Origin of the sequence: Cellulomonas hominis, assembly GCF_014201095.1 — a bacterium.
Lineage (GTDB): Bacteria > Actinomycetota > Actinomycetes > Actinomycetales > Cellulomonadaceae > Cellulomonas > Cellulomonas hominis.
This window is the reverse complement of sequence record NZ_JACHDN010000001.1, coordinates 3603826-3618243: the sequence shown is the minus strand read 5'-3', so window position 1 is coordinate 3618243 and position 14418 is coordinate 3603826. Positions and strand designations below refer to the sequence as shown.

Here is a 14418-nt window from a genome sequence, read left to right as displayed (position 1 = left end):
GCCCGCATGGGTGACGACAGCCCCTTCGCGATCGACGTCGACGGCCGGACCGTTCGTGGTGAGTCGCTCACCGAGCTGGTCGCCGCGCTGATCCCCGGCTACAGCGACGCACCGGCCGAGGCGCTCGAGCAGCGCTACCGCGCCGCGGTGGTGCGTGCCGACGACCTGCAGCTCTCCGCGTGCCTGAGGGCCGTCGAGGACGGGTCGCTGGACCTGGACGAGCTCGACGAGTCCGCCTTGACGCCGCTGTTCGCATCCCGCTCCGAGCTCCCGCTCGTCCCGGGCGACGTCTGGGAGCTGGGCGTCACGCTCTACCTCGTCGCGACCGACTACGAGCCGTTCACGACCCGGACGAAGCCCGTGGGGAACGTCGCCTTCGTCGACCCCACCAACGAGCGGACCCTGCTCGCCTCGTTGTCCGACGCGGGCTCCCTGACCCTGTTCGTGCAAGAGGGTGCCGCGTGAACGCGGCAGTGCGCGGCACGTTCCCCTGGGCGGACCGGTCCGCGCTGTTCGTGCCGGACGCGGACTCCGACGGCGGGCCGCTCGCCGCGTCCCGCGAGGTCACGTACACCTGCCAGCGCGAGCACACGACCGTGCTTCGCTTCGCGTCCGACGCGCCGGCACCCGCGACGTGGGACTGCTCCACGTGCGGGCGCGCGTCCGCGCTCGTGGACTCCGGCCACGGCCCGGTCGGAGCGGAGGACGCGCGGCCAGCCAAGGCGAAGCGCACTCACATGGACATGGTGCGTGAGCGACGGACCGACGCCGAGCTGCAGGCCCTGCTGGACGAACGGCTGCAGTTCGTGCGCCAGCGCCGCGGCCTGGTGTGAGGCGCCCGCACATCTACGGGCCATGACGAGCACGACGAGCCGCGGCGCGGCCACGCCACGCGTTCCCGCCGGGGTGCGCGAAGGCGGACGGTGGACAACTCCGTCACGTGGCGAGTCCGAGGCGCGCCTGAGCGCCGACCCGTCCCAGGCCCTGCGCCAACGGCTTGTTGCGCTCGCCGGTGACGGGTTCGTCAGCGCCGTCGCTCTGGCCGCGCGACAGGACCCCCGCACGACCCGGGGGATCAAGGCCTGGTGGGAGGACCACTTCGCCTCGGCCGAGTACCGCGCCGGCGAGGGCGGGTACCCGCAGATGCCCGACGACTACGGGACCCGCGGCGACGGCAACGCGCTGTCCGGCGGGCGCCGCACGCCGCGACGGCTCTACGCCGGCGGTGGCGTCCAGCTGCGGATGCCTGCGGCGGCGGTCGTGCGCCGCTACGCCGCCGAGCTGGACGGCCGCACGTTCGACATGCCGGTCACCGCGGAGGTCCCGGGCGCCGGCGCGTCTCGTCAGGTCACCGCGTGGGTGCGCGTCGTGACACGGCCGGCCGGTGGGTACTCGGTGGCGACCATCGGGCTCGACGGGACGACCGGCGAGCAGATCGCCGAGGCGGTGTCCGCCGTCCTGGAGTCGCGGCGCCCCTCCCTCGCCCTGCACGAGATCGGGGACCTGCTCGGCCGCCGCCGGGAGCGGGAGGCTGGTGCGGGGGCACCGTTGCGGCCGGTCGACTCCTCGTGGGTGCAGGCCGTCGGCTACGACGAGGCGAACGGCATCATGGCGATGCAGACCCGCACCGGCGCGCTGTACGGGCACGAGGTCTCCCGCGTTCGCTTCGAGCAGGTGATGTCGGCGCACTCCCCCGGCGCCCAGTTCAACCGGATCATCAAGGGCAACACCCGGCACGCTGTGACGCGGTGCCAGACCTGCGGCCAGTTCTCCGCCGCGGAGAAGACGCACACATGCCCCGCGGCGCCGTCGGCGCCGTCGACGGCGCGGATCGACCACAACGCCGCGGCGCGGGCTGTCGCCGTGACCGCCACGGCGCCGAAGCGCTCTGCCGTGCAGCCCGCGCGCGCCGAGCACCAGCCGGCAGCGACCGTCATCGCTCGGGACGTGCACGACTGGCAGGAGCGGCGCTTGCGGCGCCGCCGCGCCCGGACCGGGCTGTACGGGCCCGCGGGCTACACGCTCGCGCTGACTGGCCCGCTCGCAGCCTTCACGACCTCCACGTACGTGCCGAAGCTCTACCGCTCGTTCAGCGTCGCCGGCCGCACCACCCAGATGCACAACGGCGACAGTGACGTGATGCGGTTCGAAGGGCTGCACGGGACCAGCGCCATGCAGATCGGCCGCACCCTCACGCGTCGGCAGCGGGGGCTTCGTCACCGGCACGGCCCGACGGTCGGTGCTGCGCTGCTCGCGACCGACCGACACCCCGGCAAGGTCGAGGCGTTCGGCTACCTCGTGAGTGCCGAACGAGAGGACGAGCGCTTCGCGGTCGGTGGCGTGCTCGTGTTCGACGACGCCGCGGCCACCGAGCGGGGCCTCGTGGACCTGCTCGACCGGTACGGGCTCGATGCTCAGGAGCCGCCCCTGCGAGCCGAGCGGGTCGAGGTGCCCTGGCGCCCGGGCGAGCAGGCGTGGCGGCTGTCCTGGTGAGCACCGGGCTCCCGGCCCAGCGCCGGGCCCTGGCCTGCGAGCGGCACGCGTGTGCAGCGCCCGCCGCGGTCCCGGCTGCCTGAGCACTTCGGTCCCGCACATCTACCGGCCATGAGCCAGGTGCGCAGGGTGCCCGCCGGTGTCCGCTCCGGTGGGCAGTTCACCGCCGCCGCCCGGCAGGAGGCGCCGCTGGTCCTGACCGGCACGCCGTACGACCCGAGCCGGGTCGACTCGCGGCGCACGGCCAACGGGGACTACCTGATCGCCCAGATCGCGCATCACGACGGCGTCACTCGCACCGGGCCCGGTCACCCGCACCTGGCCGCCGCGAATCAGGCGGCCGCGTTCCGCAGGGACCGCGAGACCGGGATCGAGCTGCAGGAGCGCGCGAAGAGCTGGGCGCGCCAGTCGATCAAGGTGACCGCCCTCATCTCCTCTCCGACCGGGGTTGTGCGCGCTCGCGAGGGAGCCCTCTACAGGTCGCCGTCGGGCAACCTCGCGATCCTGGCGAAGGGTGCGCGGGGCACGCTCGGCGGGACCCTGCTCTACCGGGCCGACGACGACTCGTGGAGGCAACGACTGCTCGACCTTCATGCCGGATACGGCCGCGTCGACGACGCCCTGCGGACCTGGCGCGAGACCGCTGCGACGATGCCGATCCTGCAAGAGGCCGCCCCCGAGCGCCTGCCGCTGGTGCGCCCACTGGACGAGTCGACTCCGGTGGCGGCGATCTTCTGCTCGACACGCACCGCACCGGATGGCACGCCTGCGCCTGGGTCACTGTGGTTCGCCACACACGTGGAAGGTGAGGTCGTCAACGGCTACGGCATCGCCGCGAACGGCACAGGAGTTCCGTGCGGACCGGGGAGCGTGGCGGTCGCGGAACTCCGGTCAGGCGGCGAGGTCAGCGGCTACGCCTCGGGCGCGCTGACGCTCACCGGCGCCCGAGACCTCGCCGCCTTGGCGAGTCACGACAAGATCGAGGCAGTGTGGGACCGGATCGCGCACGTCGCCCGGCCGACAGGGTCCCGCAAGCCGCACATCTACCCGGCATGAGCATCCAGCAGCCCCGCGTCCCGGCAGGCGTGAGCGCCGGCGGCCAGTTCGCCGTTCAGGCCCGCGGCGAGTCCGACGCCGTCTTGTCGCCCGACAGCGAGCTGGCCCTGATCTACCTGGGCGCGGTCGCCACGGGCATGGGGCTGCGCGGGCAGCTGTTGCCCGGCGACGGCTGGATGACGCGAAGCGACGGCTGGGCCGAGTTGAACGCGACCGTTCCGTCCGGGGACCGGATGCGGCTGCGCGCACACCAGGGCAGGGACGGCATCTCCGCGTTCGTCGTCGAGATCGAGCGGTCCGAGGACACACCGCCGCACGAGACCGACCAGACCCTGCTGAACGAGTCCTACGGCGGGGCGGTCGGCTGGCCGGGGCGCGCCCACGCGATGGTCCGCGGAGCCGTGCTGACCGCGGGGATGCTGCAGGTCGCGGCCGGCCGGTTCAGCGACCGCAGCGAGCAGGGCGTGCGCAAGGTGCGCCTGGGCGTCAACATCGAGGAGCCCTCCTGGCGCTCCAGCCAGGACGAGGAGTACGAGACCACGCCGTGGCTGACCGCCGAAGTCGACGGCGAGGAGCTGACCATCAGCGTCGGCGAGGACCACCTGCTGGTCGAGCTCGACGGTCTCGATACCAACGGCCGCTCGGCCCTGGTGCGCGACCTGGTCGGCAAGGACCTGGGGGCCTGACCCCGGTTCTTGGACACGCTGAATCCAGCAACGCGCTGGGGAAGCGAGATGATCCAGTTCATGGCCAGGAAGAGCTACTCCGAGGAGTTCCGTCGTCAGGCCGTCGACTTGTACGAGTCCACTCCGGGCGCCACGGTGCGCGGGATCGCCGCGGACCTGGGCATCGTGCGCGGCACGCTGCGCCACTGGCTCGAGGTCTACGGCACGGGCGCCAAGACGGCCGTCGACGGGTCGGCGACGCCCAGCCCGTTGCGGTCCAAGAGCGCTGCGGCGAGCTCGACGGCGCCTGTCGGCGAGTCGCCGCAGGAGCGGATCGCCCGGCTCGAGGCCCGGGTCCGCGAGCTCGAGGTCGAGACGACCAAGCTGTCCACCGAGCGGGCGATCTTGCAGCAGGCGGCGAAGTATTTCGCCGGGGAGACGCGCTGGTGAGTCGCTTCCAGTTCGTCGCCGACAACTCCGCCACCTACCCGGTGAAGCGACTGTGCGAGCTCGTGCAGGTCGAGCGCTCGTCCTACTACGCGTGGAAGGCTGGCGCGCCGGCGCGGGCCGAGCGCGCCGCGGCGGACGCTCGGCTCGAGGCACGGATCCGCAAGGTCCACGCCGCGGACAGCACGCTCGGCGCGCCGCGGGTCACGGCCGAGCTCAACGACGACGCGCCCGCCGGTGAGCAGGTCAACCACAAGCGCGTCGCCCGGGTGATGCGCGCGGCGGGTATCGCGGGCTACGTCAAGAAGCGTCGAGTGCGGACCACGATCCCCGAGCCGTCGGGCCGCAAGCACCCCGACCTGCTCAAGCGGGACTTCACCGCGCCGGCACCGAACCGGCGCTACGTCGGCGACATCACCTACCTGCCGATCGCCGACGGCACGAACCTCTACCTCGCCACGGTCATCGACTGCCACTCCCGCCGGCTCGTCGGGTGGGCAGTCGCCGACCACATGCGCACCGAGCTCGTCGAAGACGCGCTCAAGGCCGCCGCCGCGACCCGCGGCACCCTGGCCGGGGCGCTGTTCCACTCCGACCACGGGTCGGTCTACTGCTCGAAGGACTACGCCAGGGTCTGCGCGAGGCTCGGCGTGACCCAGTCGATGGGCGCCGTCGGGTCCTCGGCCGACAACGCGATGGCCGAGTCGTTCAACGCCACCCTCAAGCGCGAGGTCCTGCAAGACGACGCCTGCTGGCCCGACGAGCCAACCTGCCGCCGGCAGGTCTTCCGCTGGCTGACCCGCTACAACACCCGCCGCCGCCACTCCTGGTGCGGCTACCTGTCCCCGACCGCCTACGAGGCCCGCCGGGCCGCTACGCTGCCGATCGCCGCGTAATCACACCCCGTGTCCAAGAACCGGGGGTAGGGCCCCTGTGCCGCCGGCTGGGGATCGAACCCGGCACCGACGGGATGGACGCGATCGCCCAGACCCTGCGCGACCTGCACGCGCGGGCCCGCGGCAGCGACGTCTACCGGTCCTTCCTCGCCGACTGACCTTCCGCACATCTACCCGGCATGAGCACCCAGCCCTCCCGGGTCCCGGCCGGCGTGTCCACCGGCGGCCAGTTCGTCACCCAGGCCCACGGCGAAGCGCCCATCGACCTCGGCTCCCTCAACGGCCACCCGTTCGTCGGCGTCGACGCCCGAGGCGTCCGGCTGCTGCGCGACGACTGGGTCACTCCGGTCGAATCCTGCGACCAGTGGCTCGTGGAGGACGCCGACGGCGACCTGGTCCGCCTGCAGTCGATCGACGACCCGGCCGTGCGCAAGAGCGTCGACCCCAGCAGGTTCGAGGTGGTCCGGCTCGACCCCACCGAGGTCGCCAAGCGCGGCGACCGGGCCCTGCTGGAGCAGCTGGCCGAGGAGTGGTCGGAGCGCGACCCGGCCTACGGCGCCCGCGTGCGGCAGGCCCTCGACCAGCTCTCCCCCGCCCGTGACGGCATCTTCACCGAGCCGGCCCACCTGCTCCAGGCCGCCGAGAACCCGACCGACGAGATCGGGGCACGCCGCCGCCGCGCCGCGGAGCTCGCCACCACCCGGTTCCTGGGGCCCCGGCGGCCCACCGAAGAGGTCTGCCCGGCCACCCTGACCGAGGCCCGGGCCGCCCTGCGCGCCCGCCGCGCCCCGGGCCGCGTGGTCGAGCTGCGCCGCCTGGACACCATCGGAAAGGCGCCGCTGGAGGTCCACGGCCACGACGGCGCCCCGCTGGTCATCATCAACTCCTCCGGGTTCCACCACCTGCACATCACCTCCGGCACCGTGATCGTGTACGCCAGCTCCGCCTCCGGGAACCCGGTCACGGTCGCCGACGGCGCCACCGCGGTGATCCTCGCCGGCGCCGGCCGGAAGGTCTCGGTGACCGTCAAGGACTCCGGTGTGGCCGTGCTGGACTGCGCCGAGCGAGTGCACGGCTTCCAGCACCGTTGCGAGGGGTCGGGGTCGTTGGACGTCATCCACTGCGGCACGGACCGCATCACGGTCCGGACGCCGTCCAGCCCGGTCGCGCGCCGCGTCTGAGGCCCCGCACATCTATCGGGTGTGACCGACAAGCCTCGCTCCCGTGTCCCTGCCGGCGTCAGCACCGGCGGGCAGTTCGCCACAGCCGCGCGTAGCGAGTCGCAGGTGAGCCTGCCCGCCGCGCGCGGCTGGTTCACCTGCGAGGCCGACCTGCTGGCCTCCACCACCCCCGACGCCGCCCCCGGGAGCATCGGCGCCCGCCGACGCCGGCTGGCCGAGCTCGCTGCCGAGAGCATCTGGGACGAGAACCACGATCCGATCGACCTGCAGCCGTCGGTGGCGTCGGCCTCGCTGCGGTTCCGGGTCCGCCATGGCCAGCCTGACGAGCCGATGTGGGCCGACACCCTGCCGGGCGCGCGTGCGGCTCTGCGCGGCTCGCGCGCACCGGGAAGGGTCGTGGAGCTGCGAGGGCTGCGCGACAGCTCGGACGACCCGCTGGAGGTCACCGGGCACCCGAACGAGCCGATCCAGGTCCTGCTGCCCGGGTTCGGGGCCAGCACCCCGCTGCGGGTCACCAAGGGCGCCGCGATCGTGCATGCCGGCCAGCAGTCCCGCCGGGCCGGCCGCGAGCGTGACCGCGCGGCGCGCGTCGACGTCACCGTCGCCCCCGGGGCCAGCGTCCTGGTGTTCGGCGCCCGCTACGGCCAGGTGAACGTGACCGTCGAGGGCGACGGGGTCGCCGTCGTCGTCGGCGAGCGGTACACCACGGGAACCCTCGCCCGCACCCCGGACGGCTCGATCGACGTGATCGCGCCCACGAGCCCCGACCTGCAGGTCCAGACCCACTGACCGCAGGCGCCCCGCGGCGCCGGTCGCACCAGCCAGGAGGCCCAGCCGTGACCACCGACCGCTCCCGCGTCCCCGCCGGCGTCCGAACAGGTGGGCAGTTCGCCGCCGGGGTTCGCGCCGAGCCCGACCTCGAGCTGGCCGCCCCGGTCGACCCGGAGCCGCTGACCGACGCCCTGGCCCGGTACGGGCTGACGCTGGCCGACGTCCCGGCCGACCACGAGGGCGTCGGCCTGCAGCAGCGGTGGGAGCTGGTGCACCAGCTCGCTCAGGGTCCGGACGTCGTTGACGTCACCGCGACCTTGAACAGCTTGCTCGGCGACCTGGACACCGGCCGCCACCGCGGTGGCCCCGTCCCGGTCTGGTGGGACGAGCGGGCGGCCTGGGACCCCGACGCCGAACTGGACCGGGCCAGCGACCCCGACGATCCGCGTTGGGCTGACCCTGAGGCGAGGCTGGCCGTCTGGATCCACACGCGCAACGGCGGTGGCAACCGGGACTGCTACTGCGAGCGCATCCAGCCGAACGGACACGAGGCCGGGTGCCTTGCCGCCGTACTGGAAGCGATGGCCGCCCGCCCGGACTTCCTGGCCGACCACGACGACAGCGGCGACTCCACCTACGCGAACCACTACTTCGCGATCGCCGACAAGAAGGCCGTCCAGGACGCGGTCCGTCAGGCCCCGCAGGCCAGCGCTCAGGGCCGGGCCCGCGCCACCCTCGCAGCGGTCGCCGCCGGCGCCAAGGCGCCCTGGGAGATCATGCCGGAGAACCCGGACACCGCGGCCGAGCGGGACGCCGCCCGGCTCGAGCTCGCCAGGATGCCGGCAACCGACCTGGACCCGCACACGGCGGCGTTCCTGGGCATCCCCACCAGCGACCACGGCGGCTACTACGGCTCCCCGAGGGTGCACACCGTGCACCTGAGCCCCGAGCACCTGGCCGACGTCGACGCCGCGCTGGCGTGGGCAGACGACCCCACCGGCCCCATGCCGGCACCGACCGCGGCCTGGACAGACCGGATCAACGCCTGGACGCACCTGACCCGGGACGCGCAGCGGCTCGCCACCGCCCAGACGGCGCTGCGGCAGCGGCGCGCCGCCGAGAGGGCGCTCGCTGAGGGGCGCGTGGACGCCGACGTTGCCGCCGTGATCCAGGCCGCGTTCGAGACCTCCTTCACCCCGTACAAGAACGCCGAGCCTGACCACGACAAGGCGCTGGCCGCGGTGCGCAAGCACGCCGACCGCATCGCCCAGACCCGACCGCACCTGGTCGAGGCGGGCCGTAGCTCGGCCCGGCGCGCCGAGCTCAAGGCGCTGGACCGGATGGACGCGCACGAACTGCACTGGCCCGGCCCGCGCAGCGGCGCGCCCGCCCGCCCTGCGAAGGCGACGAGCCAGCAGGACCCGCTGGAGTTCTGAGACTCACACCGGGTGCAGGTGTGCGGCCCGGGCCGCACATCTACCCGGCATGAGCAGACAGCACCCTTCCCGCGTACCCGCCGGAGTGACGACCGGCGGCCAGTTCGCGATCGAGGCCCGGTCCGAGGCGCCCGTCGTCCTGTCGACCCGTCCGTGGTACGCCGCGGTCGCGGTCGAGGGTGTCCAGGGCCCGAACGCGAGCACCTACGCCACCGCGCTCGAGAAGGTCGCGCCACTGCAGGACGTCGTGCTCAAGGTGCACGTCGACGAGCCTGACGGCCGGTTCTCGGCCACTGCGCACGCCCGCGGCTTCGAGTACCGCATCGACTCCTCGGACGGCCTGAACGTGCGCCTAGCACGCGCCGACGGCGCCTACCTGGGAGACCAGCACGGGCGAATCTACGCCCTGGACCACCAGCTGCCGGGCATGGTGGCCGCCGCCCACGTCAGCGCCCACGAACGCGACACCGTCAAGAACGTCGAGCAGATGGTGCGCCAGGAGTTCTCCACCGAGCTGATCAAGCGTCACGTGGCGGCGGTGCGCCGCGGCCACCTCAGCCTGATCGAGGTCGGCGTCCCGCTGCCGGGGGACCACATGAAGGTCCTGGGAGCCTGACCCGCTTCTCCGGACACCTGGTCCGAGGCGATGATCGTCTCGGGAAGGGAGTCTGGGATGCCTGCAGCCAAGCCGCCGGAGTTCCGGCGTCGAGCAGTGGATCTGGCCCGCTCGGGTCGGCAGCCGGTCGCGAAGGTCGCGTCCGATCTCGGGATCAGCGAGTCGTGTCTGCGCCGGTGGATGGCCCAGGACGACGTCGATGCCGGTCGCCGTGAGGGCGTGAGCTCCGACGAGCGCCGCGAGCTGGTCGAGCTGCGGCGCCGCAACCGGGTGCTGGAGATGGAGGTCGAGATCCTCAAGCGGGCCTCGGCGTACTTCGCCCGGGAGAACGTCCTCCCAAAATGAGCGCCCGGCTGGTCCAAGAGCGTCGCTGACGGGGTGCCCGTCGCGGCGACCTGCCGGGTCCTCGGGATCTCCCGCTCCGGGCTCTACGACGCCATGAACCGACCGCCGAGCACCCGCGCGATCGCCGACCAGGCGCTGACCGCGACGATCACGGCGATCCATCACGGCTCGCGGGCGACCTACGGCGCCCCGCGAGTCCATGCCGAGCTGCGTCTCGGGCTCGGGGTCGCCTGCGGACGCAAACGCGTCGCGAGGCTGATGCGCGCGGCCGGGTTGATAGGGGTCTGCCACCGGCGCAAACGCTGCGGGCAACGACCGCTGCCAGCACCGCACGACGACCTCGTCCAGCGGCGGTTCACCGCCAACGGCCCGGACCGATTGTGGTGCACCGACATCACCGAGCACCCCACGGGCACCGGGAAGGTCTACTGCGCCGCGGTCCTGGACGTGTTCACCCGCAAGATCGTCGGGTGGTCCATCGCGGACCACATGCGCTCGGAGCTGGTCGTCGACGCCCTGCAGATGGCGATCTGGCGGCGCCACCCCGCACCAGGTGCGATCGTGCACGCGGACCGCGGAAGCCAGTACACGTCGTGGATCTTCGGGCACCGGCTGCGCGAGGCCGGCCTGCTCGGCTCGATGGGCCGAGTCGCGTCCTCGGTCGACAACACCATGATGGAGAGCTTCTGGTCGAGCATGCAGCGCGAGCTGCTCGACCGCCACGCCTGGTCCTCCCGCGAGGAGCTCGCCTCGGCGATCTTCGAGTGGATCGAGGGCTTCTACAACCCCGTCCGACGCCACTCCGGCCTCGGCTACCGGTCCCCGAACGACTTCGAGGACCTACACACCGCCGCCACCGCGGCGGCATGATCACCACACCGCAACTGTCCGGGAAACCGGGTCAGGCTCCCCTGGCCTTCGACGCCCCGTCGACCGGCACGGGCCACGATGCCCTCGCCGAGGGTCGCCTGTTCGCCCGCTCGCCCATCAAGGACGACCAGCTAGCCGAGCTCACGGACCGGCAGAACACGAACCGGCTGAACAAGGCACTGGACGCCATCGGTCCCGACCGCGCGTACAGCGAGCGGTACCTGCGCCGCTACATGGCGCTCGCCCGCGCCGAGATGGACGCGCGGCTCGCGGCCGACCCGATCTTGGCCCGGGACGTGTGATGGGCACCGCGACACTCCCCCGGGTGCCGGCCGGGATCCGCACCGGCGGGCAGTTCTCCATCACCGTGCGCGCCGAGGCTGGCATCACGCTGCTGACCGCCGTGCAGGAGCCGCTGCGCGGCATGGCCCGGCTGCGGCCCGGGCGCCCCACCGCGAAGGCCGCGCTCGCGACCGACGTCGTGGCGCGCCTGGACGGTGTTGGCGCCTGGCGCGCGTGCGACCCGGTGCCCGACCCGGGCGCCGCCGGTAGCCCGCCGGCCGCGGTCCAGATCCCCGGACAGGTGCTGATCCAGCCGTACGCCGACGCGGCCGACCCGACGATCTTCCTGGCCGAGCTCGACCCGTCCCGCGACGACCCGTGGGCCCAGGCGTCATTCTGGCGGCTGGACGACGGCGAGATGGTCCGCCTGGAGACCGACTGGCACGGGCGCACGTACGAGGATCCGGACAGCCACACGGTGGCCGGCGCCAAGGGCGAGCCGGACCCCGAGAAGGTCGCCGCCGCGCTCGCCGAGTGGTGAGCACGGCGACCCGCCCGCCCCGCACATCTACCGGGCATGACGAGCCTCGCTGACCGCTCCCGCGTCCCCGCCGGCGTCCGCACGGGCGGCCAGTTCGCCACCGAGGCGCGTGGTGAGTCCGTCGCGACCCTCACGGGCCCCGCCGATCGCGTCACCGAGCTGCAGCGGGCCATCGACAAGCTCGCGCGCGAACGGCACGACTGGCAGTGCCAGATGGCCAACGCCGGCGCCCTCGGCGGCAACGAGCTGTTCCTGACGTGCCAGGGCGAGCTGGAGTTGCTAGCCGAGCAGATGTCTGAGGCCGAGACCGAGCTCGCCCACCTCGGTGGCGCCCCGGCGGCTGCCCCGGTCCCCGTGCCGACGACAAGCGAGTCGATCGACAAGCTCGCCGCCCTGCTCGAGGACACCTACGCCCATCCCGAGGTGGCTCGCGACCAGGCCGCACGAATGGTGGAGGACGCGGTCCGGGTCGCGGGTCGAGACGTGGACCCGGACTGGGTGGCCGCCGTGATCGTCGTCCACCGTGCGGGTCGCCTGGTCACGAGCGACCTCGGCACGTGGACCCTGACCTCCCCCGAGACCGGGCAGGTGCTGCGGGACGCCTACGCCGCGGGGATGCCGGTGAACTGGACCGAGCAGATGGCTCAGCGCGGTGAGGGCTGGACGGACCGTTGCGTGAAGCGGTACGCCGACGGCCTCACGGGCGACGAGCTCGCCCGCCTGGACGCTGCAGGCCTCGCGAAGTCCCCGGCCATGGCGTACGCCTTCCGCGGCTGCGACGCCGACACCGCACGCGCCTGGCTGGACGCCGCCAAGGCCGACCCAGACTTCAACAGCTACCTGGCCCGGTACCTGCAGCTCGACGGGGTCGGCAACGACATCCGAGCCGGAGTCCCGTTGGCCGACGTCCGCCTGTGCCACGAGCTCGGCGTGGAGCCGGGTCTGGCGTACAACGGGCTCCAGCGCCCCGACGGCACGGTGGAGAAGGGGCCGGACGCGATCCGAGAGCTCGCCGAGTACGCCAAGGCGTGCGGCCAGTCCACCGACGAGGCCTACCGCGGCATCCGGCTCGGGATCGACGCCGCCAAGGTGAAGGCGTTCGGCCTGAAGATCGACCCGGGCGAGATCTCCGGGTTCGAGCTCAACGGGGTCCCGGCCAAGGTGGCGCGCTCCCTGCGAGGCCGCGTCGGAGACATCCACCCCGCCGAAGCGGGCCGCGCCTACGCAGCGGGCATCACCACCGGAGCGGACTACAAGGCGTGGCTCAAGATCGGCGAGCAGACCACCGGCGGGCACATGGGGCACCGTCGCGAGACCACCACCGACGCCGCCGGGGCGCTCGCGCTGGCCAAGGCCGGCGTGCCGCTGGCCGCGGCGCAGCGGCTGCGCGACCAGCGGGTGCCGCTCGAGTCCATCGCCGCCCTGCACGAGGCCGGCGTCCACGACATCAAGCCGTGGTCCGCCGCGCTGCATCCGCGCACGCAGACGACCATGCCCCACGAGCGCCGGGTCGAGGAGGCCATGTCCCAGATCGCCCGCTTCGCGCGCGTGGGCGGCACCCCCGAGCAGCTGCGCCGCATCCAGCGTGCCGGAATCCCGCTGAGCAACGCCGCGGAGCACGTCGACTCCACACCCGAGCAGCTGTGGGCGCACGGCGCCGGCTACCGCAACGGCGTCATCAAGGAGGAGCAGCGCCTGCGCGATCAGTGGGGGGCGATGGCCCCGCGGGCCACCGGCACGTGGGATGTGGAGGGGCCAGCGGACCTGTGAGCGGCCCGCACATCTACGGGCCATGACGGGCGCCGACGATCTGCCACGGATCCCAGCAGGCACGCGAACGGGCGGGCAGTTCACCTCGCGTTCGCGTGCCGAGGCGCGCCTGCACCTGGACGACCGGCTCGGCCCGCCACGCTTCGACGAGAGCGCACGCTCGCGCGCCGCCGAGCAGGCGTCAGCATGGTTCACCGAGCAGTTGAGCCGCGGCGTCATCGAGGCTGACGCGCCGCGAACGGTCGGCCAGCTGATCGACCGCGGCCGGGCTGCGCGCGCAGAGCTCGGAGTGCGCCTGGCGGGCGCGCGGCTCACCCACGACCGCGCCGCGGTCGCCGGCCTCGAGGCCCGCGGTCACGCCTTGGAGGGCGCGCTCTCGTCGCTCGCGACCGCGGTGCACCAGCAGCGCCTGGAGCCGGGGCACGACCCGGACGTCTGGCGGACGAGCGAGAACGGGGCCCTCTTGTCGGGCCCTGACTGCCACGATCTGGACGCCGCGTGGTTCACCGCGTCCGCGCGCGACCCGGGCCGCGCGTTGGCCTACGCCGCGCTGGACGAGGCGGCTACCGACGGCTCGCCGTTCGCTGCGGACCTCCTGCGCCGCAGGCGCCGTGCGCAGACGGCACAAGAGATGGCCCTGGCCGGCGCGGTGCTGCGAGGCGACTCGGGCGCCGAGCATGTCGCCGCGAGCATCGCGGTGCGCGACGCCGCGATCGCGATCGGGCACCGCGACCTGGTCGACGACCCTCGCCTGTGCCGAGAGCTCACCACACCGGAGGGCGCGGTGGTGCGCACAGGGTGGACCCGCGACGCCCACGACGCACTACTCGGACCCTGGCGCGCCGTCACCGGCGGTTGACCGAGCACCTACGCGGCTGGAGGCGCCGCGTCCGGCCGGGAGGACCGCGTGGGCGTCGCTCAGCTTCGCAGGTCCCGCAACACCGAGCGAGCGAACATCCCGAGACGCTCCCTGGCCGTGAAGCAGTGCCCGCACCACGCAAGGGTCAGCCCTCGGTCTGAGCCGTGCCCCGTCAGGACGACGGCGCGCA

At 73.3% G+C, this 14418-nt stretch carries 14 protein-coding genes and 1 pseudogene; all 15 read left to right on the top strand.

Annotated features, from left to right (window positions below):
* Window positions 1-6 precede the first annotated feature (6 nt).
* The 15 genes and pseudogenes from HNR08_RS16875 to HNR08_RS16805 all read left to right on the top strand — a co-directional run bounded on the left by HNR08_RS16875 (window position 7) and on the right by HNR08_RS16805 (window position 14228).
* The gene (locus tag HNR08_RS16875; protein ID WP_183835148.1) at window positions 7-465 is read left to right on the top strand and encodes a hypothetical protein; all 459 of its coding nucleotides are present in this window, start codon (window positions 7-9) and stop codon (window positions 463-465) included.
* The gene (locus tag HNR08_RS16870) at window positions 462-833 is read left to right on the top strand and encodes an RNA polymerase-binding protein RbpA (RefSeq protein ID WP_183835146.1); all 372 of its coding nucleotides are present in this window, start codon (window positions 462-464) and stop codon (window positions 831-833) included. Before HNR08_RS16875 ends, HNR08_RS16870 begins: the two co-directional genes overlap by 4 nt.
* A gap of 22 nt (window positions 834-855) precedes the next feature.
* Entirely contained in the window at window positions 856-2493 is a 1638-nt protein-coding gene (locus HNR08_RS16865) for a KTSC domain-containing protein (RefSeq protein WP_146840898.1), read from the top strand.
* A gap of 111 nt (window positions 2494-2604) precedes the next feature.
* The gene (locus HNR08_RS16860; RefSeq protein ID WP_146840897.1) at window positions 2605-3549 is read left to right on the top strand and encodes a hypothetical protein; all 945 of its coding nucleotides are present in this window, start codon (window positions 2605-2607) and stop codon (window positions 3547-3549) included.
* Window positions 3546-4235 (top strand): hypothetical protein, encoded by a 690-nt coding sequence (locus HNR08_RS16855; RefSeq protein ID WP_183835144.1) that lies wholly within the window; start codon window positions 3546-3548, stop codon window positions 4233-4235. Before HNR08_RS16860 ends, HNR08_RS16855 begins: the two co-directional genes overlap by 4 nt.
* Before the next feature lie 60 nt (window positions 4236-4295).
* Window positions 4296-5557, top strand: a protein-coding gene (locus tag HNR08_RS16850) for an IS3 family transposase (protein ID WP_183834765.1) whose coding sequence is annotated in 2 segments (ribosomal slippage) — window positions 4296-4644 and window positions 4644-5557 — 1263 coding nt in all. Because the reading frame shifts where the segments join, the coding sequence is not laid out codon by codon here.
* Between the two features lie 179 nt (window positions 5558-5736).
* Complete coding sequence (locus HNR08_RS16845) at window positions 5737-6738, top strand: hypothetical protein (RefSeq protein ID WP_146840889.1); 1002 nt, start codon at window positions 5737-5739, stop codon at window positions 6736-6738.
* A gap of 105 nt (window positions 6739-6843) precedes the next feature.
* Window positions 6844-7527, top strand: coding sequence for a hypothetical protein (locus HNR08_RS16840; RefSeq protein WP_146840890.1), 684 nt, complete (start codon window positions 6844-6846; stop codon window positions 7525-7527).
* A 47-nt stretch (window positions 7528-7574) separates the two neighbouring features.
* Entirely contained in the window at window positions 7575-8945 is a 1371-nt protein-coding gene (locus HNR08_RS16835) for a hypothetical protein (protein WP_146840891.1), read from the top strand.
* Window positions 8946-8994: 49 nt separating this feature from the next.
* Window positions 8995-9561 (top strand): hypothetical protein, encoded by a 567-nt coding sequence (locus tag HNR08_RS16830; RefSeq protein WP_183835143.1) that lies wholly within the window; start codon window positions 8995-8997, stop codon window positions 9559-9561.
* Between the two features lie 57 nt (window positions 9562-9618).
* Window positions 9619-10776, top strand: a pseudogene (locus tag HNR08_RS16825) (IS3 family transposase).
* The gene (locus HNR08_RS16820) at window positions 10773-11078 is read left to right on the top strand and encodes a hypothetical protein (protein ID WP_183835141.1); all 306 of its coding nucleotides are present in this window, start codon (window positions 10773-10775) and stop codon (window positions 11076-11078) included. Before HNR08_RS16825 ends, HNR08_RS16820 begins: the two are co-directional and overlap by 4 nt.
* A 23-nt stretch (window positions 11079-11101) precedes the next feature.
* On the top strand, window positions 11102-11599 hold the full coding sequence (locus HNR08_RS16815) for a hypothetical protein (RefSeq protein WP_186812766.1): 498 nt from the start codon (window positions 11102-11104) through the stop codon (window positions 11597-11599).
* A gap of 36 nt (window positions 11600-11635) precedes the next feature.
* Entirely contained in the window at window positions 11636-13369 is a 1734-nt protein-coding gene (locus HNR08_RS16810; RefSeq protein WP_146838057.1) for a hypothetical protein, read from the top strand.
* Between the two features lie 22 nt (window positions 13370-13391).
* Window positions 13392-14228 carry a hypothetical protein gene (locus HNR08_RS16805; RefSeq protein ID WP_146838055.1) on the top strand — a complete coding sequence of 279 codons (837 nt, stop codon included), beginning with the start codon at window positions 13392-13394 and terminating at the stop codon, window positions 14226-14228.
* The last annotated feature ends 190 nt before the right edge of the window (window positions 14229-14418 follow it).

Bases quoted from the DNA above. Each gene is read 5' to 3' on its own strand.
- HNR08_RS16810 (WP_146838057.1), top strand. From the start codon at position 11,636: ATGACGAGCCTCGCTGACCGCTCCCGCGTCCCCGCCGGCGTCCGCACG.
- HNR08_RS16855 (WP_183835144.1), top strand. From the start codon at position 3,546: ATGAGCATCCAGCAGCCCCGCGTCCCGGCAGGCGTGAGCGCCGGCGGC.
- HNR08_RS16805 (WP_146838055.1), top strand. From the start codon at position 13,392: ATGACGGGCGCCGACGATCTGCCACGGATCCCAGCAGGCACGCGAACG.
- HNR08_RS16865 (WP_146840898.1), top strand. From the start codon at position 856: ATGACGAGCACGACGAGCCGCGGCGCGGCCACGCCACGCGTTCCCGCC.
- HNR08_RS16860 (WP_146840897.1), top strand. From the start codon at position 2,605: ATGAGCCAGGTGCGCAGGGTGCCCGCCGGTGTCCGCTCCGGTGGGCAG.
- HNR08_RS16845 (WP_146840889.1), top strand. From the start codon at position 5,737: ATGAGCACCCAGCCCTCCCGGGTCCCGGCCGGCGTGTCCACCGGCGGC.
- HNR08_RS16820 (WP_183835141.1), top strand. From the start codon at position 10,773: ATGATCACCACACCGCAACTGTCCGGGAAACCGGGTCAGGCTCCCCTG.
- HNR08_RS16875 (WP_183835148.1), top strand. From the start codon at position 7: ATGGGTGACGACAGCCCCTTCGCGATCGACGTCGACGGCCGGACCGTT.
- HNR08_RS16830 (WP_183835143.1), top strand. From the start codon at position 8,995: ATGAGCAGACAGCACCCTTCCCGCGTACCCGCCGGAGTGACGACCGGC.